Origin of the sequence: Listeria immobilis, from assembly GCF_014322765.1 — a bacterium.
GTDB lineage: Bacteria > Bacillota > Bacilli > Lactobacillales > Listeriaceae > Listeria > Listeria immobilis.
The window spans coordinates 41,869-63,233 of record NZ_JAASTZ010000002.1 but is presented as its reverse complement, the minus strand read 5'-3'; the positions used below and the strand labels follow the sequence as shown (position 1 = coordinate 63,233).

The following is a 21,365-nucleotide window of genomic DNA, read 5'->3' as shown; positions in this document are numbered from 1 at the left end:
AATAGAGAGAGATGGATGAAAAAAGGAATTGTTAACATTTTGCTTGTTTTTGCTTTAGTGACTGGAATATCTATTCCTAGCTCCATGCAAGCAGAGGCTGCCGCACCAAGTATTAAAGTGCACTTCATCGATGTAGGTCAAGGGGACGCTATTTATATTAAAGCTCCAAATGGTGAAGATATATTAAAAGTTAGTACACAAGGCTCCAAAAACGCCACTAGCGCTACTTTTGTTAATGTTGTAAAACCTAAATACGCAATCATTAGTGTTGAAAAAAATGGATATGATCATCCAAACTCACAAACGGTTAGAACCTTAACAAAGGCAAAGGCGAAAATCTACCAAACCAATAAAAACAAAACCATTGTTGTAACCGGAAATGGCTCCTCTTATAAAGTCGGAAAATAGTCACACTTTAATTTTAAATTAAGCTGTTTTGGAAAGATACTACCATTTTTAAAGTCTATTTTTAGTAATTCCATTTATTAAAACAGTGCTATACTATTATTTTAATTACTAATTTTAAAGGAGACGGAAAAAATGACTTTTCCATTTAACCATGAGGAATTTATCCACATGATGGAGCAATACAAACTTGAATCCACTCAAATAACAGTTCCGGCGAATACCATATTGAATGATTTAGCATTGGAAAATAAAGATTGTCTATACCTGCTTAAAATTGGAATTATAGCAGGATATATTGATTATGAAAAAAATCAAATCTATTCTATTTTTAATGATAATTTTTTTATGGGTTACTATACTATTTTTGACAATCGCCCATTTACTTTATTATGCCAAACATTAACTGAATGCGAGATAGTAATTTATCAGAAAAAAGATATTGAATTTGCCCTTTCACTTTTCCCGGAAAATTTTAGCTTTCAGTACACAATCATGAAAACAATTGCCATGCATGCGTATTACAAATCACTTTTACAATACCAAAATAAAAAAAATCAGCTTGCCTTTGCATTTGAAACGATTGTTAACCTATTAAATATAGATATAATCGACGGAGTAGCCACTTTACCTAAGTCCATTACAACTACTCTTATCAAAAACTACTGTACACTTTCTAAAGCTTTTTTCTATTCACAATTAAAAGAGTTAAACGCTTTGGGTATTATCACTAAAGTAGACGCAAAATGGCAAATTAATATGATTGCTTTGTGTGCTAAAAACGATCGAACACGTTAAAAAAAGGAGACTGCTATAAATGCGGTCTCCTCAGATTGTAGAAAAATGTTTGGGAATTGACTACAATGACAGTGCTGGTGAGATTTTCTATTACCTAATTGGCGATTCCTGGAAGCTTACACTAAATTAGTAGCAATTTCTCATTTACTTTGAGCCCCTAACGTCACTGTTAGGTCTTTTTTTATGCAAAAAATACGTCAATCATAAATGTTTTTAGGCGTCTTGCTCCATGTTTTTCCTAGTGTTCCCATTTATGAATGATATAATAAGAACAGGAGAATGGACTCCTAACAAAAGAAGAGAGGATGCGGACACATGGAACGGGAGGAAAAACCATGAGTATCGATATGTACGTATCCAAATCCAAAGCCCAAGCAACGAGTACAAGCCAAGTTTGCCAGCAACATTTAGAAGGCTATGAAGCACTCCAACAAGCGATTAGTCAGTTCACCCCTCGAGCCTTTCTTAAAAGGAAAAGCATACGACTCGGCCAAAGCTTATTATAGCACCGTGCTTTACCCCTTAGTTCAGGGAGGAATTTTATTAACAGAAGCGACCGAAGCAGCCGTCAAAAAATTCCCAGAACGGTACCAAAGTGAAGTAGACAGTGGAGATCTCAAACAGTCCGAACTGGAAGAACAAATACGCCGAGTCAATGAACTCATCCACCAAGCGAATGACCTAGAGAACCAAGTGAGGCAATCCCCATTATCTGAAACAGATCAGCAAATCCAGCTACAACTTAATCATGCCCTATTGGAAGCGTATCAAACAAGCAAACAAGAACTAGAAGAAAAACTTCAAAAATTAATCGCCTTTCACGCAAGTTCGCCCCGTATTTTTTCCGAAATCGCTCATTTGAAACAGGCGATTGATCAAGGGCTAGCCCAAACAAAGACCGCATGGAATCCAACATCGGGTACCTTTGTAGTGCCGAGCCAGGATAAACTAGCATGGGCCAATACCATTCGAGCTTTTCAACAGAAAAAAGAAGCACAAGAAGAACCAGACACGACAGGACGAACCTACACACGAATAGACGTAGGAAAGGGAACATACATATGGGCGTGGTCCAAAGATGGCCGTACACTGACCCAAGACGATATTCAATTCACCGTAAAACATGATAAATGGGCAGGAAAAGATGGTGGATTAGGAAAAATGCTAGCCCAAGCAGAAGCAATGAAAGCTGAAGCAAACGACTTTGACCCAGTGAAAGCAATAAAAGAAATAGCCGACCTCTTTACACCAATAGGAGACGGTGCTAGAGTGGTGACAGGAGAAGACCCGATAACCGGAGACAAGCTATCATGGGGCGAACGAGGACTATCCTTGTTATTTATCATTCCACCTATTAAAATAGGAAAATATGGGGCCAAAGGGTTTAAATTTGTTTACGAAGGCATAGAAGACGCAAATAAGATTCATAAAAAAGCAGACAAGGTGAAAGAAGCAGAAAAAAGTACGAAGAAAGCCAGTGGAGCTAATAATTTTAAATTTGGAAGTAATTCAAGGAATCATTTGAAAAATGTAGAGGAGATTAATACTAAAAAAGGTGTTATTGGTGGTCATAATATGGATGAATTCAATAATGCATTGAAGAATCAAGGGTTTAAACCAGAAGACTTGATTATTTCAAAAAAACCACACCCAACTATTGATGGTATTTATGAAGTAGAATATAAAATACCTAGAAAAGATATGGCGGGCAAGGTCGCAGAACCAGTGTCGTATAAAAATATTAAGGAACCAAAAACAATTTATGATCCTGCTAAAATTAGTGATGAGAAACTATATCAGTGGGGACAAGAAGCAATGCAAAATGGGGGAATTAACGGAAGACTTGTTGAAGGAACAGCATCGAATGGTTTGAAATTCAGAGGGTACTTGAATGAAACTGGTGAAATAACAAACTTTTTCCCTATTCTTGATTAATTGAACTATAATGATTTAGGAGGAAAACAAATGAGTAAAGGTTATCAAATTGCTGGCAATAAAACTGATATTGATAGAATAGTATCTACCTATTTCAACTTCATTAATGGTAAATATTTGAAAATAGCATTAAAATGTTTTGCAAATAAAGAAGGATATGGGCAAGAAATAGTTTTTGTTTCTTTTAAAAATGACTTAGACGACTACGATATGGCTCAATTACCTAAACCGCTAGATGATAAACATGTTTTAGTTGAATTAGGCTCTCCAGCTGTCGAAATAGACCAAATAGCGTATTTAGATTTTAAAACTTTTTTTAACTATTTAGAAGAAAATGTAAAAATTGAGATAGAAAAAAATTCAGGAGAAGGTGAATTAATAGAACTATTAAAACAAGTTAAGAGCAGTTTGGAAATATAGTTTTTATAAATTAAAAAAGACACTTTACTTCCTCACTTAGCATCGAGAAAATAGAACCTTGACTAGTAAGCGTAAACTCACTAATCAAGTTGCCAAAAGCTAACCAAAGCTAGATGTATTTATTGTGCAAAAACTCAAAGGACTTTTCTAGTCTTTTCGAATGTTAATTTGAAGCACAACACAATCAGCTAAATTGGAGACTATTGATACGGTACTAGTGAGCCAACCACTGATACCGTTTTTTGTGTATCAAAAATTGATTGATGCAAAAAGTATATTTAATGATTTTGAGGCATTTATATTACAGGTTTTATCAGATAATAATTTAGGAATTATTAATGATTTTAAATACTGAAAAATGTATCTTCTAGGAAGGTAAAATATCGCTTAATGAGAGTTACTTATTAATAAGCAAATGTATTGTTATTACGATATATCTATAATAAATACTGCAAAATCAACTTAAATAATAGTTATTATTTGTGCTAGTTCCCCTTGTTTTATTTTTAAATCTTCACCTAATGTAAATACTCCTGGAACATCAGAAAGATCGCTAAAATTTTTTATAGCATAGAATCTCTGTCTTTTTTGCGGATTTTTCTATTGAAGAATCTGTTAAAATTACATATCCTCCTAAAAAGTTAGCAATGGCAGTGGAAAGACTACCATTGTTTCCACAAATAAAATAAAGTTTTTTAGGAATAATTTCCACAGGTGTTTTGTACGTCGCTAAATTGTTAATTATAATTTTGCGTATCATACTCATCACTCCAACCCTAAAATTTAAGTATACATCTATCAACTCCATTGTCTTACTTTGATTGCAAGCTTAGAAGGACTATCAATACAATCAAGAATAAAATCAGAGTCTAACATCCCATTTATAATAAAAAAAGCATTAAGCTCAGGATAAAAATCCATCACTTAATGCTTTTATACATTATCCTATTTATTTGATGTCACTCTCAATAAGTATATTTACTTCCTTATTAAATATTACCTAAATGCAGTCTCCTTTTCTAACTAAATATCTAATGTATAAATAGCCACTTGATGTTCTTTTTCACCATATGTTGCTGTTTTTGTTTCTTCTTTTGTGTAGCCTAAATGTTCAAAAAAGCCACTTGCCTGCTTATTTTCAGCAAGAACTCCTAGCGCAAGCGAATCAGCCCCGCCGTCACTCGCCCATTCTTTTATCGTTTGATGAAGTACTTTTCCAAGACCATTCCCACGAGCTGCTGGAGTTAATAATAGCAACCCTACAAACCAACGACCTTTTCTTGGATAATCAGATACAATATCCACCAAACCAATTGGCTGTTTATTTTCATCCAACACAGCAAGAATAAATTTATCAAAGCGTGTCTTTCCTTTTGGAATTTCTGTAATGATTTTTAGTGCATCACTTTTGGATGCTGGTTTATCTTGTTCTATTAAATAATAATCTTCCGAGGCACCACAAACAGCTTCTGCAAGGGCAACATCTTTTTCGGTTAAGAACTTCACGTGATAATTACGTTTCATTATTCCACTCTTTTCTGTATCAAGTTTCCAAATCCATCATGCCATAAATTCCTTGTTGTTTCAATAGATAGCCAGAAATCCACTTGAATTTATGCTATACTAGAATGAGTTTATAATGGAAAAGGAGCTATGAAATTGTATAAATTAATTGCGATTGATATTGATGGAACATTACTAACAGACGATCATAAGGTAACGACCGAAGTAAAAGACGCGATTCGTCACGCCAAACAAAAAGGTGTAAAAGTCGTGCTTTGTACAGGTCGTCCACTTGTTGGCGTAGAGAATTACTTAACTGACCTTGAACTGCGTGAAGAAGGCGACTATGTTATTAGTTTTAACGGCGCATTTGTTCAAGATACTTTTACAAAAGAGGTTATTTCTCACTTAACCCTTGGCAAAGAAGACTTAGAAGAAATTTATCAAGTGAGTCAAGATAGTAACTTACACATGCATTTCTTTGATAGTAACGCCCTTTATACGCCTAACCGAGAAATTGGTAAATATACGATTGTTGAAACATATCTTACTGGCAGCCAACTTATTTTTAAAGAAATCGAAAATGTACCTGATGATTTTATTATGTCTAAAGCAATGTTTATTGAAGAAGCTCCACTTTTAGAAGCTGGTATCGCGAAAATACCAGCATCGTTTAAAGAAAAATACCATTTAGTACGGAGCACACCGTTTTACTTAGAAATTCTTAATCGTGATGCAAGTAAAGGGAATGCGGTACGAGAACTTTCTGAAAAACTTGGTATAAAGCAAAGTGAAGTTATCTGCATCGGCGACCAAGAAAATGATGTAACGATGCTTGAATTCGCTGGGCTTGGAATCGCAATGGGCAATGCACCTGAACATATTAAGGAATTAGCTGATTATACAACTGCCTCTAACAATGATAGTGGTGTTGCCAAAGCCATCCAAAAATTTGTGCTTGATAAATAAATTTAATACTTTATCTTAATTGGATTTATTGTTAACAGCGCCTAAATATGTTATTATAAAACATGAAAAGAGAGCCATGCGTCAACATGACTCCCTTACAGTGCAAACACCATTTAAGATGGTGACAGCCTTATTAGATTCTTTAAAATCCACCTAGCCGTCAAGCTTATAGGTGGATTTTATTTTTTGTCATTTTTACTGTTCATGATTGTTACGATTAAGACTGCAAAAGCAATCATAAGCGTAAGACTCTCGAAAACAGTCACACGTTTATCCTTTCCAGGCAACGCAAAAAAAAATAACATAAGCACCACCTACTTTCTGATGAAGAAGGCTGGCACACCACCATAAACTTGTTTACCTAATTATTATAACATGTAGGAATCCGTAGAAAAAGTGCATTTAGAAATTCGCTTTTTCTGGAGTCTAAACACATTTTCCTTATCAAATCCGCACTTTTTAACTATCTTTTTAAAAGAATATACTTTAAAATATATTAGTAGAGTTTTTTATTAAAAATCGTTTTAAATGGAGGTTATTTTTTATGGAACATCAAAAACGTTCACCATTCCCGAAAGATTTCTTATGGGGTTCTGCATCTGCAGCTTATCAAATTGAAGGTGCCTGGGACGCTGATGGCAAAGGTAAATCTGTGTGGGATGAGTATGTCCGCATTCCTGGAACCACTTTTAAAGGTACCAATGGTGATGTAGCAGTAGATCATTATCACCGTTATAAAGAAGACGTAAAACTAATGGCGGAAGCTGGACTAAAAGCTTACCGTTTTTCCATCGCTTGGACTCGTATTTTCCCAAATGGTAAAGGAGAAATAAACGAAGCTGGTTTACAATTCTATGATAACTTAATTAATGAATTGCTTAAATATGATATTGAACCACTTGTAACGCTTTATCACTGGGATATTCCGCAGGCGCTATTTGATGAATATGGCGGTTGGGAATCTCGTCAAGTTATTGAAGATTTCACAAACTATTCAACAACACTTTTCAAACGTTACGGTGATCGTGTAAAATATTGGATTTCCTTAAATGAACAAAATATTTTTGTTGGTATGGGTTATGGTCAAGCACTTCATCCACCAAAAGTAAACGATCCAAAAAGAATGTACGCAGTAAACCATATTGCTAACTTAGCTAATGCAAGTGTTATTAAAGCTTTCCATGAAATCGTTCCTGATGGAAAAATTGGACCAAGTTTCGCTTACACACCTCATTATCCAATCGATACTGACCCTAAAAATGTTCAAGCAGCAGATGATGCAGAAGAATTAAATAGCTACTTCTGGATGGATATGTACGCATTTGGTCGCTATCCAAAAGCGGTTTGGAAATATTTAGAAGAAAATGATATCGCCCCTGTTATTGAAGCTGGCGATATGGAATTACTTGCATCTGCAAAACCAGATTTTATGGGAGTAAACTATTACCAATCCGCAACAGTTGCTTACAATCCACTTGACGGGGTTGGTCAAAACAACGAAATGAACTTCACTGGTAAAAAAGGTAGCACAAAAGAAACTGGCGTACCTGGTGTTTACAAAAAAGTAGTCAATCCATTTGTAAAAACGACTAATTGGGACTGGACTATCGATCCGAAAGGCTTACAAATTGCGCTTCGTCGGATTAACAGCCGCTATGCCCTACCAATTTTAATCACTGAAAATGGTTTAGGTGAATTTGATAAATTAGTTGACGGTGAAGTAAACGATGATTACCGTATCGATTACCTAAGCGCTCATGCTACCGCTATTCGCGATGCAATCAGTGATGGGGTTGATATGTTAGGATATTGCACTTGGAGCTTCACGGACCTTCTAAGCTGGTTAAACGGCTATCAAAAACGTTACGGTTTTGTTTATGTTGATCGTGACGTGGAAGACGATGCACCAATGACTCGTATCCCGAAAAAAAGCTACTATTGGTATAAAAAAGTAATCGAAACAAACGGGGAAGAGTTATAATCGTACGACTACGCACCGAGAAAAACTCCAAATAATCCTCGTCAAAACAACAAAATTAAAAGCACTAAATATAAAAATGTTGTATTCAGTAAAGATGAATTTTGAACAGCTTATGGAGCAATTTTAGTTGATGATAGATCCATGTTTATTTTGGCAACGATGAACGTATAGACTTACTTGGTATGAATGAGAATTAGATACAGATATTAATAAATGAAAGCCCCTATAAAAATGACTACTCATTTTTATAGGGGTTTTTAAATAATATTTTATTGTTCATATATGAGATTTTTTCTTTTTTAGTGCTTTTTCAATGTTATGCTCCTTTAAGAAACAGAGAGGAGATTGATGAAATGAAGAAGTTTGTATTAACAACAATTGCATGTACTGCTTTAATTAGTTTTAGCCCATTAGGAGATCAAACAGAAGTTAAAGCAGCTACATCAAGTAATATCGCAAGCGCTCAAGTGAATACTTTACAAGTAAGCCCCCCAGCAACGGTTGATGAGATTTTTCCAGATGATGCACTTGCATTTAAAGTTGCTCAAAAATTAGGCGTTTCAGAAAACACGATTGTAACTCAAGAACAATTAGATACTATTACTGCGATGGTTTATGTTGCTTTTGAGGTAGAAGACCTAACCGGAATGGAGTATTTACACAACTTAAACACATTAGACTTAAGCCAAAATAATATTAGCACCTTGGATAGTCTCGCTAACTTAACACAATTAGAATTTCTTTCACTTAACTCGAATAAAATAACTGATATTACACCCTTAATGAATCTTCCACAGTTAAAAAATTTAGAAATAGGCGCTAACCAAATTACTTCATTACCTTCTTTTGAAAATTTAACGAACTTAAAAATATTAAATCTTAGTAGTAATCAGCTCAGTGATATATCTGCATTAAAAGATGCGCAATACCTAACTAATTTATCCGTTTCAAATAATCACATAGCTGATATTAGTGTAATTTCAAATTTGAATCAGCTGCAACTTTTTTACGGTGAAAGTAATCAAATCACATCCATCGAAGCTTTTAGAAATAATAAAACATTAGTAGATTTCGATGCGAATTTCAATCAAATCACTGACATTACTCCACTTAGCAATATCCCAACGCTTCGTTCGGTATATATTGATGAAAATCAAATTAGTGATTTTAGTTCTCTGGAAGGCCAATTATTAACGAGTTTTGAAGCAACCGGTCAAAATATTTATCTTCCATCAGTTACATTTGGTGAGTCTACCGACATAGTGATTAAAGACAATAAAGGCGTTACCTTAAATGACTGGGTTTGGTACACACCCGGCAGCTACGAAAATGACATCCTTACTTGGAAAGATACGGGGGATAATTCCGCTTACTTTTTAAATAATGTTTATCCAGAATTCCCATCTGTAACAGTGACTGTCTACCAAACTGTCACACCAAACTAGCAAGCGAAAAGGTCAAGCTCCTGTGTTTAGCAGGAACTTGACCTTTTTTAATATCCTTGTTTATTGTCTTCTTCCATTTTAAGTAACGAACTCGCAATCATTTGGAAGCATAGAATCAGTACCATGAATAATAATAACGGCGGTAAAATAATCCAAAATTGATGGTTAGCGAAAACAAATTTGGCGTTTGCGATTAAGCCAGATAGTTCTGGAATAACTGGATTAAGTATTCCATCATCTGCTCCTTTAATTGCTCCACCGATAAAAATCCCAAAAATTGCCAAGTGGACGAACATTTGCAACACTTGAACCAATTGTTCTAACCAAATCAAAATTAACTTAGACCAAATTTGCGGATTAATATGTTTTGTTAAAATCCATCTAGCATTGCCCCCAAAGACAAGTGAGTTTAAAACAAATTCTTTTTTCAACACTTGGGATATTTCACTACTAATTCGATTGGTCGTAATTGGCAGAACGATGACAACCATAATGAACACTTGAAAAGCAATTCTTGTAAATAAACTTGTTTCAAACATACCAGAAAAGCTAATATACTCATTCACCATAACTATAAACACCAAGAGTGACAACGGCAAATAATGCATCCCATCAGCCACACTTTGAACAAAGCTTCTTGTTTTTGGTTTGCTAAAAAACGCTAGAGGTATTGCTAATAGATAACCAATAGCGATGCGTAATGTGGCGATAAGAACCGTAATAATTAGCGTATACTTCACACCCACTAATAATTGATCCAAAATAGAATTCCCTGCACCATCCGTTCCTAACCAAACCTCCGAATTAGGTTTAAATGGCGCCATTCCAGTAACTCGACCTGAGGAATCACTAATGAATTTCAGCGAATGGATTGTGTCTCCCATCAAACCATAAATCAGGCTTATCATTAGCATAATGGTGAGTGTGACCAGCGGAATGCTGAATGATGGCCGTTTTAGGCACTTCTGAATCGTTAAGGCTGATTTTCGCCATCTGTTTTTAAGGTTTACTTTTTCCCCTGCAGTTTTTTGGAAGCTGTTCCAGTGCAACGGAATTCGCATGATTGTTTCGCCAGCAAGTGTTGTCCCGCGACTAACCCACAGATCAACTAGTGCATAAAAGAAGTAAAATGGCGTGAAAATTAAGGCTAATATTAAGAAAGTATTTACTGGATTAAAACCTGCTAAAAGATAGTACAACACGCCTTCAATCCCAAACAAAAATTCAACAATTAAATAGGCGCTTAAAATAAACCAAATAATCGTTTTGGATTGATAAAACAGACTTTGTGCCATATTTGGAGTTGCATGTCGGAGTAAAATGGTGGTATTCGTTAACCCTTTTCCACGCGCTAATTCGATATAGTCAGAACACCACTCATCTTTCATTAATAGCATCATCATTTTGTAAAATAGTACGGTAGGGATAATCGATAAGCATACAATCGGCGCTGCATAGATTTGCTCCCCGTTTAAGCTATAAAAATTCAATGTAAATATCCCAGTTTGTTGATATATGTATACGACCAACATTTGAATAAGAAAAATAAAAGAAAAATCAGGAAATGCTTGAAGAAGTGCCGAAAAGCCAGCTAATCCTTGGCGTAACCATTTTGGACCGCGAAAAGTCAATATTACTAAAAGATAAGCAATCACTAGAGAAACCAGTAAGCTAGCAATAATAATTTTCATCGTGTATGCGTAGGGTCCACTGATAAAATCATATAATGAGACATGGAAAACTTCTGCACTCCCTTGATAGGTTATCTCCCAGGTGGTTGGATGTATTATAGTCGTGAAAATCGACTTTAATGCTTCCAGATAGGTCCCAGATGACCAAGATGTAACCTTACTAAAAATTGCTGGCACACAGCTAATTAGAATAATCCCGATAATTCCTAAAAAATAATGTAGAAAAATTTTGACAACTTTTTTCATATGTATTATTTCTCCCTTTTTAGTTATCTTATGTTTTAAAAAATCAAGGACACATCCCCATCTAAGACATGTCCAAGATACTATTTATTTTAAATTCAAATGATCAATTTCATTTAATTTTTTTAGTGTAAATTCCCCATTTTCATACTCTACAATACTAATACTGGTGTTTAAAATCCGCGGCGCTTCTTTGCGATGGTCTTCAACAGTTCCACCTTGTAGCAAATACAATAGCAACGTAAGTGACATGCCGTGAGATACGACTAAAATATTGCCAATTGGAGTTTCTGCGATGATTTTCTCTACACCTTGCTGTAACCTTTCAGCAAGTTCATAATATGTTTCTCCGCCATTTACTTCAGCTTTATATGTTTCTGGACTGTGAAGGCTTTTGGCACGTTCCTCTGGATATTTTTCGTCGATTTCAGTCACAGTAACGCCTTCCCAAGTTCCAAAGTGCATTTCTTTTAGCTCTTCTAGTTCTCGTATTTCAATATCTCTGTCTGCTAAAATATAAGCGGCAGTGTCTTTTGTACGTTTACTTGTGCTCGTATAAACAGCATCAAGCTGCGTATCTTTTAAAACTTCACCGACTGCTTTTGCTCCGTCTATTCCTTCAGCAACAAGCGGTGAATCGCCCCACCCTTGCATTTGTCCAGTCATATTCCATTCTGTTTTGCCATGTCTTACAAAATAAATTGTTCGTAAACCTTCTGCCAAATTTCTGCCTCCTAATTATACATTCTCCTAAAATTGTATCATGAATGGGTATATTTTCAAGGCTTACTTTGTCATTTTTCCGTATCTAATGGTTGTAAATGTGTCAAAATATCCGCGCGACGATTTTCTAAGTGCGGTGGTAAATCAACATAAGTTCCGCTTTCTTTCGTGAAATCGGTTTGGAAACCAGGGCCGTCTGTCGCAAGTTCAATTAAAATACCATTACTTTCACGGAAATAAAGCGAGTGGAAATAAAAACGGTCCACGTAGCCTGAATTTTTATAACCAAGGTCTTGAATCATTTCTGTCCAGCCAATTAAATCGCCATCTGTTGGCACACGGAATGCTACATGATGAATCCCGCCAGCACCAAGATTTCCCTGTTCTAAATCTGGGCGTGATTCGACATGCACTTCCCCGCCAAGCCCCACAGCACCAGTTTTAAATACGGTGACTAATTTATCATCATCTTCATAGGCGCCAACTCGTTCAAAGCCTAATACCTTCGTTAAAAGTTGATCCGTTTTTTCTTTTTTGAAAATAGAGAAGCGAACTGGCCCCAGACCGCGAATTGCATATTCAGCTGGAACAGGGCTACCTTCCCAATAAGAAACTTCTGTAAGCTGCGTACTCGTCTCATCAGAAATCAAATTAATTGGTAAGCCATCGCTATCTTTCAAGCGAATAATTTTTCGACCAAATTGATCCATTGGTTTACTATGAAAAATTTGGTGTTCATTGAGATGTTTATCCCAATATCCAAGCGCTTCATCGTTTGGAACACGCAGGCTAAGGCCAGAAATAGCATTACGTGATGGCTTATTTTTAGCCATGTTTGGTACTTCGAAAAAGGTTAGCGCTGTCCCTTTTGAACCAACTTCATCCCCGTAGTATAAGTGATAAGTGTATGGATCATCTTGATTAACAGATTTTTTTACTAATCGTAGCCCCATTATTTTTGTATAAAAATCAAAATTTGCGCGTGCATTTGCTGTGAAAACAGACACGTGATGAATTCCTGCTAATTTCATAAAAAATCACTCTCCTAATTTTTTTAAAAGTTGAAGTAATACCTTTTGTTCTTTTCTAGATAACTTATCGAATTGCGATTGCTGAAAAGCTTCTTGTTTAGGAACATTTTCCATGTAACATTTTTTTCCTTTTTCTGTCAAAGTGATGTGCTTTTCTCGTCCCGCTTTTGTTCGTGTGATGTAGTCCAGTTCTTCTAATTTTGTGAGGAGTTGAGTTACATTTCCTTTTGTCACAACTAATTTTTCTGCTAGTTGTTGTTGTGTAATCTCACTGTCCAGCCCTATCTGCGCAATACAGTCGAATTGTGCTGTCGAAATTCCGGCATCCCGTAAATTCTGATTGGTCAACTTCATATTTCGATTATAAAACCGACTAAATCGAAACCAAAGTAAAACCCCTAGTCGTTCTTCTTTTTTAACCATGCTCATCCCCTCCTCTTGATACAATCAGTTTAGTGCTAAACCTTATAAATTGCAAGAATAATACTCTATCACACATAAAAAAACAGCATCTACTTTACTGTAAATGCTGATTACTCTTAATTTAAAGTTGTGCTTTCCGTAAACCAAATACGCCAAGCCCCAAAAGAATAAATCCTATAAAAATAGGTTGGTTATTGCCACTATCTCCTGTTGTTGGCAATTCGCTATTCTTGTTACTTTTAATCTTTATAGTTTTCGTATTGTCGTTGGTAGGATTTTTTTCCTTTCCATTTATATTTCCATCTGTATCCGGTGTGGAACCCCCACCACCATTATCTGGACTGGACTCTTTACTAAACTGCGCATATAAAGTTATATCTTTTGCCGGCATTTTATCTGTAGCAAAATCCCACTTGTTGCCATTCGTTTTCGCATCATACCATCCAGTAAATGTGTAACCTTGTTTCGTTGGTGGTGTTGGTTCAGTTAATAATGTACCAACGATTGCCTTATCTTGCTTTTCTACACCATCTACATCAAAAATAACATTGTATTCTCCAATAAGAGGTTGTTTCACCGTTCCACTGAAAGTTATATTATTTCCTTCTTTATTAAATGTATAGCTCACTTCGCTTTTAAAGTCAGGTAGATTCCAGGTAATATCCGGACTCGTATATCTCCCATTATCACTTATCGTCGCTGGGGACACTACCTTCCCCGAATCATCGAAAACATTATTTGGAATAGCTAGCTCCGTTTGAAAATTTATTGGACTATTAACTATTTGTTGGTTCCGCACTTGCAACTTAAAATACCATATGTGGGGTGGCGAATCTGGCAAAATGCTAATATCGCTTATTTGATTATTATCCAAATCCAAAAACAATAAATTACTTAATGGTTGCAAACTTTTAATATCACTTATTCGGTTATTTCCCAAATACAAGTATTCTAGGTTGGTTAAATTAGATAACGGATTTAAATCGCTTATATTGGTATTATCTAATTGTAATTCAGTGAGGTTAGTTAAATTAGCAAGATTACTTATATCACCAATATCATTATCTGCCAAATGCAATTCTCCTAACCCTGTTAAATTAGTCAAAACTGTTATGTCGGTTATATTATTATCACCCAAGTACAGCCCCCATATATTAGTAAAGTTTGCTACGACACTTATATTGCTGATATTATTAGTATATAAATTCAGATAATTTATTTTGGTTAATTTTGCTAACGGACTTAAATCACTGATATTATTATCTGCCAAATATAAACTCACCATATTGATTAAATTAGATAAAGGGGTCAAATCACTGATACTATTGCCTCCTGCTCTCAGTTCCTTCAAGTTAATTAAGCCACTTACATCACTCAAATTGTCTAAGTTATTATCATTTAGCGACAGATAGGATAATTTAGATAAACCAGCCAAGCTACTTATATCACTTATATTATTGTCATCTAAACCTAAATACTCTAAATTAGTCAAATTAGCGAGAGGACTTAGATTGCTTATATTATTTCCAACAAGCCCTATATGAGTTAGACTTGTTACTCCACTAAGCTGACTTATATCGCTTATGTTATTTCCCTTTAAATTAAGTCTATCTAAATTATTCAAGTATTGTATTCCTTCAATTGATTGGATATCCCTACTTGGACTATCTAAATTATAGATTTGATTAAGTTCTGTTTGTGAGACAACATCATCTACGCTAGCTTTTCCAAAACCTTCCCTTATTCGCTCAGCAAAATTCGGATCTGGAAATATATCTTTAATTGGTGTTGGCTGTGTGATGCTTTCTGCTTGAACTTCTATTCCTGGACTGGTTCCCATCCAAATGCTGACCGTCATCATCACTACTAAAGTCAATGCAATACGAACTAACAGTATTTTTAATTTCATTAATTTATCGCTCCTTATTCATTTCCTGTTATAAATTAAATACATCATACCATATAGCTTCCTCTTACAAGTACTAAAAACAGACTTTCAACTACGAAATGCGCCATTTTTTATGACAAAAAAACAGCCATCTTATAAAAGTGACTGTTTTTTCTATGTTATCCTAAAAACTCAACTGCAATTCGTTTGTATACATCTACCATCTCTAAATAATTGTCAATCGAAACATTTTCATTTACTTGGTGAGGGGTTTCGTTTCCCGGACCAAAAATAATCACTGGGAATGCTTTTTTAGCTTTGGTGAATTCTGCTGCATCGGTTGTTCCCGAAAGACCGAGTAAGGGGATATCTTCTTTAATAATATCTTTCGCTACACTTTTAGCAACATTTACAAGGCTTGAATTTTTATCGCTAAATACAGGTTGTTTATCATAATCGAAAATTAATTCTAGTTTCACATTTTCTTGTTTATTTAGCTCATTGACAATCTTCACTAGTACTTGTTTCACTGTTTCATTATCCATTTCTGGAATGGAACGAATATTCCCTTGTAACTGAGCTTTTTCTGGGATACTATTCACTTGATTTCCGCCATCAATCACTGTAACATTGTGAATGAAACCACCTAAAATGTCATTTGTTACATCAACAGATTTCGCAAATTTCTCCACCTCATTATAAAATAATAATAAGTTGTCAATCGCATTTACACCTAGTTCTGGTGTAGAACTATGCGCATTTTTACCGGTAGATTTAACGGTATAATTAATGGAACCTTTGTGTGCATAGACAATTTGATGTCCACTTGGTTCACCAATAATCATTCCATCTAAATCATCCGCATAGCCTTCTTGTGTAAGTTGTCTTGCGCCTAATTCCCCGACCTCTTCTCCAACAGTTGCCAATAATTTAATTTTCCCGTTTAATTTTGTTTTTTCTTCGTGAAGTTCAATCATTGCAATGACCATCGCAGCTAGACCGGCTTTCATATCGGTAGAACCTCGACCATAGATTTTCCCTTCCGATTCAGTTGCTTCAAAAGGTGGGAAAGTCCATTTAGAAGTATCTCCCGCATCAACAACATCCATATGTCCAGAAAAGGCTAACACTCGACCTCCGCTTGCACCCACTTCACTCACAAGGCTTGCGCGGTCTGTGTCATATTGAACTTTCTCAGATTGAATATTGCACTCCGCTAACAATTTTTGCAAATAATTTGCTACCTGCTCTTCATGCCCATTTGTTGAGTTAATATTGATGATGTCTTTTAAAATTTGTAGCTTTTGTTGTCGTTCCATTTCTTCGCCTTCCTTCTTTAGTATTCACTCTAAGTCTTCCCTTTTTTTTCTTTAAATAAACAGAGCAAAGATCGTAAAAAAGGCTAGCAAACTTCCCACTAGCCTTTTTTACGATTTTTATAAAATTTTTTAAGTTCTTCAAACATGAGAAAACCGTCTGTTTGTAAGTAAGGAATTGGTAGCAATGAATTTATACCAATAAATAAGCTGAAAATTTTTATGAAGATAAAATTGTACCCAACAAAGATCCCCATTGTTAAGTTAACGACAGCTGGCATTAGTAAAATCAACGCTTGTTTTCCCAAACCCCAATTTTTATCCTCTTCAAATGACACCGAACAATTGATAATAATCGGCGAAATAGCCACTTTTTTGATACGAAGGAAAATAAAGTTTCCAATAATTACTTTATCTAATTTTCCTTTGAAAAGAATCACAAAGAATATATGTGTTAATTCGTGCAATACGAGCACAACAACCCAACTTTTATAGATTTCTAAAATCATTCTTTTTATCCTGGTAACTCATTAGTAGCAAGGTAAGCATGAAAATAATTAATGAAATTACTAGTGTTGGTAAAATCATTAACATCCCTATATTGTCTTCTATAATAAGTCGACTTGTTATTAAACATGCTGGCATACACACCAAAAAGTCTAAAAACATTATTAAATAAATAAATCGCTTATTCTTTTTAGGTCTAAAATTCAAATTGGACATATCATTCAAAAATCCATTGATTAAACTAAATGATTTTCTCCCAAAGATGAACATTAATGCAACTACTATGAGAGAGAAAAGTACTGTTATAAGGATGATTTTTGTTAAGTTTTGTTTGTAGAAGGATAATTGCAAAGCACTATCTACATAATTTGATGCATATTGATAGCTTGGTCCATGATCTTTTAAATAATCTAATAGTTCATGTTGGTTTTTACTGGCTAGTTTCATGGAAATAATGGAGAAATTAGGATCATCATAATCTTGCTTTTCAAGTTGTAACAAAATATTGTTTAGTGTTTCAGAAGAGTTATCTGTAACCTCCACCGCACCATATTGCTGCATTTGACTTGAGTAAGAAATCGCCGCTACTGGAGCGTTAACAATACCAACAATTTCATAAGAATCGTCTTTAAATTCCACTTTTCCCCCTATTGCCGATTCTTCACTTACATTATCATTAAAATATTTTTTAATCTGTGCATAAGATAGTGCAATTTCTTTAGCATCATCTTTTGGCAAACGACCTTTGACTAGATGCAGTTTAGTGACTGGGAAAGCATTTATATAATTAGGAGAACCAGTAATTATTTCCGGAAGCGCAAGAACTTCGAACTTAGATTTATCTAAAGCTAGCTCATTTATATAACTATCATCAACAACATAGATTTTCTCCATATATTTTTTATTTTGCAGTTCTATTAACTCATTTGCAGAGAGAGAATTAGGTTCTTGGAATTTGTTTTCTAATTCACTATCCGTCATTTCAATAGCAAAATATCTGGAATAATTCTCCGCAATATCCAATAATTCGAAATTATAATCACTTGCCAGATCGTCTTCAATCGGAACCGAGCTCGCAATAATATTGGAGACAATATTAGTTAGTAAGATAGTTAATACAACAATAAAAGCCAGCATCAAGAAATTAAATTTTGATGTTACTAAATAAGTAATCATTTTCCCATTTGCTACTACATTCTTTTCCTTTATTGGTATGCTACTATTTTCTAATTCAAGTAAAGCCGAAACTTCTACATCTGATTTATTTATAAGAATCGTTTTATCAAATAAGTGTTCGAGGCGTGTGTCATGGCTCACTAAGTAGATTATTTTCGTTTTGGATAATTCGCTTAAGATGTTAGCTAGTATCTCCGTGGAACCATTGTCTAAATTATTAGTTGGCTCATCAAAAACAAGTATTGGAGTGTCTAAAGATAGTGTTCTAACTAACTCTACTTTAACAAATTCTCCACCACTTAATGATTGAATATCTTTATCTAAGCAATAACTATCAATAGACAATGCCTCACAGTACTTCTTTACTAACTCATGATTTATTTCTGGAAAGCGCAAATATTTCTCTACCGTTATTTTATATTTCCAGTTTTTTTGCGCAAAATAAGCTACATTTTTTGCTTTTACAGTATTTCCCTTTAATTCGTTTTCAATAAAAGTTGTTTTTCCACTTCCGTTACTTCCGGTAATGGTATATATTCCTGGTTTTTTGATAGAAAAAATACTAAATTTATTTGTTTTAGTCATAGGATTACCTTTCTGATGTTGTATTTAATAGTTAACGGGATGATAATATACGCAAATACGTAGAATAGAGTTGTCACGCCAATAATTACTATAATAATAAGCGAATGGATAAATACCCACATCATTAAAATATAAAGGAACGTACTAATAATGGAGAAGACTTTGAATTTTGTAGTTAGATATACTTTTTTTCTAAATTGAAGTAGCTCTTTTTTATTGTAACCATAATATGCTAACGTACTATAACTATTTTTAAAACTAACCTCATACATAAATAGTAAAATTAATTGCAATATTAATAGTAAGCCAATAAAAAGGACTACTTTTTTTATTAACGTGACTGCATTATTGTACTGATTGACATCCGCATTTAATAACTCGGGTTCATAGCCTTTAACAAACATTTTTTTAGCGTATAATTTATTTTCTTCTAAAAAATTAAAAAATGAATCTTTTTCTTTTAGCTTAATACGAACTTCTGTAACCAACGTGTCCTGTTGATTGATTTTTCCCAAAAATTCCGAATATACGGTGGAATTAAAATCTACTTCTATTTGATTTGGTTGCAAAGTCTTGCTATGTTGAATTTTATAGCCCAACGCCTTTATTTGGGACATTTTCTCTTCTGTTAAAATTACATTATTTGGTACATAGAAAGATGGAGTCTTACTATTTTCGTAGTAGAGTTCATCATCACTAATAAATTCTACGCCTTCTTTCAGTTTTAAATTGTTACGTAAATATTCCATCATTAATTCTTTGATATCATAAATTCTCTTGTTTCTGGATTATACAACTCTAAATAGATTAATTCTTGATAAGTATCCTTTTTCAAGTCTATCGCTTCTTCATAATACTCATCCTCATTAACTCGAGTTTCCTCATTAAAATATTCCGTTTTATTCCATTTAGTCGCGGATTGTATAAGCATTGTATTAATAGCTTCCGTACTGTTGTATGAAGAAGCAGCCATGCTGTAGAGTGTTGCGAGTTGATATGTCCCTTTCTTACTTGTAGGCTTTATCTCTTCGTTATTTGCTACTAATAAGTTCACTAAAAAAACAGCGAAAATCGTCATGCATAATAAATAAAAAATATATAAGAAATACGTTTTTCTAGGTTTTATTTTGATGGTTCGTTCGCTTGGGCTTTCCTTTTTAAAATAAATTTCATCTACAAATTGTTTTTCAGTTGTATCATAAATTTTATTTTTTGTAATTTCTAATTTTTTATCGAATTTTGTGAAACGATCATCGTGTGTGATTAACAGGACTATTTTTGACTTTGCTGCCTGATAGATAATGTTTTTTGCTTTTGCAAACACATCAATATCTAAATCATTAGATGGCTCGTCCAGTATCAATACTTCTTGATTTGATAAAACTACTTTCAAAATATTAACTAATCTTTTTTCACCGCCACTTAAAAATTTAGATTTTTTAGTTAATAAATAGTCTAACTGATGCTCTTTCAAGAAATCGATAACCCGTTTTTCCGAAATCTCATTCATCGTAATATTCGTCAAAACTGGCTCATGCTCTAATATTTGGCTATCATCTTGTTTCATCATGCAGCAAATATTTCTGTTAGCTGATAGTATATTTTTTGCTAATGTTGTTTTTCCTGCTCCGTTTGCACCAACGATTATGTATATTCCGTTTTTAGTTATATTCATATTAGTTTATCCTTTTCTTTTCTAGATGAATGAAGAGCATAGTTGTTATTACATTACGAATAAATCTACATAAAGTTGTGATTTCACATTAGTATTATTTTTCTTCTGCAATTTATACGCATACTTGTCTTTTCCGTTTGCATAATGAGCATTAAAAGGACCATAGTATGTTTTATTTTTCGACGTATATCCATTATTATATGTCAAAGTATAATTATTATTATTTTTTTTGCTAAAGATACTATATTTTGTCTTAGCAGTTCCAGAAGTTTGATTTACACCATACTTCACATTACCTTTTGTCCAATGTTTCGTCGTAGCTATTGCACAAACTGATTGATTTTTTTGAAAAGTACTTTTCCAAGTATAGCTAGCATCTACTCCTCGAACATTATATCTATTTTGTGTCATTGTTGCAGAAAGACTAATTATAGAAATAATTAAGCCTGCTACTGCAATAATAATTGTCCATGCTACACGTGTGTTTTTCATGTTGTTTCCTCCCGTTAGTTCGCTCTTCAATCATCAAAGGGATTGTATCATATAACATTGTGAAACTCAATACAAATTCAGTGATTTCACAGATTATTTTTAATTTTTTTGTTATTTATTAAAATATTTCACCTTTTGACACTGAAAACGATAAAAAAA

General features: G+C 34.1%; 21 protein-coding genes and 1 pseudogene. 8 read left to right on the top strand and 14 right to left on the bottom strand.

Annotation, left to right across the window (positions count from 1 at the left end):
* Positions 1 to 15: 15 nt before the first annotated feature.
* The 5 genes and pseudogenes from HCJ50_RS01610 (at position 16) to HCJ50_RS01590 (ending at position 3,558) form a co-directional block, all read left to right on the top strand.
* The gene (locus HCJ50_RS01610; protein ID WP_185346824.1) at positions 16 to 408 is read left to right on the top strand and encodes a ComEC/Rec2 family competence protein; all 393 of its coding nucleotides are present in this window, start codon (positions 16 to 18) and stop codon (positions 406 to 408) included.
* A 132-nt stretch (positions 409 to 540) separates the two neighbouring features.
* Positions 541 to 1,203 (top strand): cyclic nucleotide-binding domain-containing protein, encoded by a 663-nt coding sequence (locus HCJ50_RS01605; protein ID WP_185346826.1) that lies wholly within the window; start codon positions 541 to 543, stop codon positions 1,201 to 1,203.
* Positions 1,204 to 1,620: 417 nt separating this feature from the next.
* Positions 1,621 to 2,574 (top strand): annotated as a pseudogene (locus tag HCJ50_RS15975) (T7SS effector LXG polymorphic toxin); the annotation flags it as partial.
* A gap of 51 nt (positions 2,575 to 2,625) precedes the next feature.
* Entirely contained in the window at positions 2,626 to 3,138 is a 513-nt protein-coding gene (locus HCJ50_RS15970) for a CdiA family toxin C-terminal domain-containing protein (protein WP_311769587.1), read from the top strand.
* Between the two features lie 30 nt (positions 3,139 to 3,168).
* A complete protein-coding gene (locus HCJ50_RS01590; RefSeq protein ID WP_185346828.1) occupies positions 3,169 to 3,558 on the top strand; it encodes a hypothetical protein in 390 nt (129 codons plus the stop codon).
* Between the two features lie 553 nt (positions 3,559 to 4,111).
* On the opposite strand, the gene HCJ50_RS01585 is transcribed toward HCJ50_RS01590, so the two are convergent.
* Together HCJ50_RS01585 and HCJ50_RS01580 are read right to left on the bottom strand one after the other, a co-directional pair.
* Positions 4,112 to 4,318, bottom strand: coding sequence for a hypothetical protein (locus HCJ50_RS01585; RefSeq protein WP_185346830.1), 207 nt, complete (start codon positions 4,316 to 4,318; stop codon positions 4,112 to 4,114).
* 263 nt (positions 4,319 to 4,581) lie between these two features.
* Positions 4,582 to 5,082, bottom strand: a complete 501-nt coding sequence (locus HCJ50_RS01580; RefSeq protein ID WP_185346833.1) for a GNAT family N-acetyltransferase — start codon at positions 5,080 to 5,082, stop codon at positions 4,582 to 4,584.
* Between the two features lie 135 nt (positions 5,083 to 5,217).
* On the opposite strand from HCJ50_RS01580, the gene yidA reads away from it, so the two are divergent.
* The gene (gene yidA, locus HCJ50_RS01575) at positions 5,218 to 6,030 is read left to right on the top strand and encodes a sugar-phosphatase (protein WP_185346835.1); all 813 of its coding nucleotides are present in this window, start codon (positions 5,218 to 5,220) and stop codon (positions 6,028 to 6,030) included.
* A 179-nt stretch (positions 6,031 to 6,209) separates the two neighbouring features.
* On the opposite strand, the gene HCJ50_RS16060 is transcribed toward yidA, so the two are convergent.
* On the bottom strand, positions 6,210 to 6,269 hold the full coding sequence (locus HCJ50_RS16060; RefSeq protein WP_232048003.1) for a hypothetical protein: 60 nt from the start codon (positions 6,267 to 6,269) through the stop codon (positions 6,210 to 6,212).
* Between the two features lie 305 nt (positions 6,270 to 6,574).
* On the opposite strand from HCJ50_RS16060, the gene HCJ50_RS01570 reads away from it, so the two are divergent.
* Positions 6,575 to 8,011 carry a glycoside hydrolase family 1 protein gene (locus tag HCJ50_RS01570; RefSeq protein WP_185346836.1) on the top strand — a complete coding sequence of 479 codons (1,437 nt, stop codon included), beginning with the start codon at positions 6,575 to 6,577 and terminating at the stop codon, positions 8,009 to 8,011.
* A gap of 353 nt (positions 8,012 to 8,364) precedes the next feature.
* Positions 8,365 to 9,456, top strand: a complete 1,092-nt coding sequence (locus HCJ50_RS01565) for a leucine-rich repeat domain-containing protein (RefSeq protein ID WP_185346838.1) — start codon at positions 8,365 to 8,367, stop codon at positions 9,454 to 9,456.
* A 47-nt stretch (positions 9,457 to 9,503) separates the two neighbouring features.
* Here the strand turns inward: HCJ50_RS01565 and HCJ50_RS01560 are convergent, their stop codons facing one another.
* The 11 genes from HCJ50_RS01560 to HCJ50_RS01515 all read right to left on the bottom strand — a co-directional run bounded on the left by HCJ50_RS01560 (position 9,504) and on the right by HCJ50_RS01515 (position 21,206).
* Positions 9,504 to 11,393, bottom strand: a complete 1,890-nt coding sequence (locus HCJ50_RS01560) for an ABC transporter permease subunit (RefSeq protein WP_185395454.1) — start codon at positions 11,391 to 11,393, stop codon at positions 9,504 to 9,506.
* Positions 11,394 to 11,477: 84 nt separating this feature from the next.
* The gene (locus tag HCJ50_RS01555) at positions 11,478 to 12,113 is read right to left on the bottom strand and encodes a histidine phosphatase family protein (protein WP_185346842.1); all 636 of its coding nucleotides are present in this window, start codon (positions 12,111 to 12,113) and stop codon (positions 11,478 to 11,480) included.
* A gap of 71 nt (positions 12,114 to 12,184) precedes the next feature.
* A complete protein-coding gene (locus tag HCJ50_RS01550) occupies positions 12,185 to 13,144 on the bottom strand; it encodes a ring-cleaving dioxygenase (protein WP_185346844.1) in 960 nt (319 codons plus the stop codon).
* A gap of 6 nt (positions 13,145 to 13,150) precedes the next feature.
* On the bottom strand, positions 13,151 to 13,567 hold the full coding sequence (locus HCJ50_RS01545; RefSeq protein WP_003718368.1) for a MarR family winged helix-turn-helix transcriptional regulator: 417 nt from the start codon (positions 13,565 to 13,567) through the stop codon (positions 13,151 to 13,153).
* 121 nt (positions 13,568 to 13,688) lie between these two features.
* A complete protein-coding gene (locus HCJ50_RS01540) occupies positions 13,689 to 15,476 on the bottom strand; it encodes a leucine-rich repeat domain-containing protein (RefSeq protein ID WP_185346846.1) in 1,788 nt (595 codons plus the stop codon).
* 158 nt (positions 15,477 to 15,634) lie between these two features.
* A complete protein-coding gene (locus HCJ50_RS01535; protein WP_185346848.1) occupies positions 15,635 to 16,774 on the bottom strand; it encodes an ArgE/DapE family deacylase in 1,140 nt (379 codons plus the stop codon).
* Between the two features lie 98 nt (positions 16,775 to 16,872).
* Positions 16,873 to 17,280 (bottom strand): hypothetical protein, encoded by a 408-nt coding sequence (locus tag HCJ50_RS01530; RefSeq protein ID WP_185346850.1) that lies wholly within the window; start codon positions 17,278 to 17,280, stop codon positions 16,873 to 16,875.
* Complete coding sequence (locus tag HCJ50_RS01525; RefSeq protein WP_185346858.1) at positions 17,261 to 19,039, bottom strand: ATP-binding cassette domain-containing protein; 1,779 nt, start codon at positions 19,037 to 19,039, stop codon at positions 17,261 to 17,263. The genes HCJ50_RS01530 and HCJ50_RS01525 overlap by 20 nt, the downstream gene beginning before the upstream one ends.
* Positions 19,036 to 19,791 (bottom strand): hypothetical protein, encoded by a 756-nt coding sequence (locus tag HCJ50_RS15695; protein WP_260443043.1) that lies wholly within the window; start codon positions 19,789 to 19,791, stop codon positions 19,036 to 19,038. Before HCJ50_RS15695 ends, HCJ50_RS01525 begins: the two co-directional genes overlap by 4 nt.
* Entirely contained in the window at positions 19,791 to 20,714 is a 924-nt protein-coding gene (locus HCJ50_RS15690) for an ATP-binding cassette domain-containing protein (protein WP_260443044.1), read from the bottom strand. The genes HCJ50_RS15695 and HCJ50_RS15690 overlap by 1 nt, the downstream gene beginning before the upstream one ends.
* Before the next feature lie 48 nt (positions 20,715 to 20,762).
* The gene (locus HCJ50_RS01515; protein ID WP_185346860.1) at positions 20,763 to 21,206 is read right to left on the bottom strand and encodes a hypothetical protein; all 444 of its coding nucleotides are present in this window, start codon (positions 21,204 to 21,206) and stop codon (positions 20,763 to 20,765) included.
* Between the last annotated feature and the right edge of the window lie 159 nt (positions 21,207 to 21,365).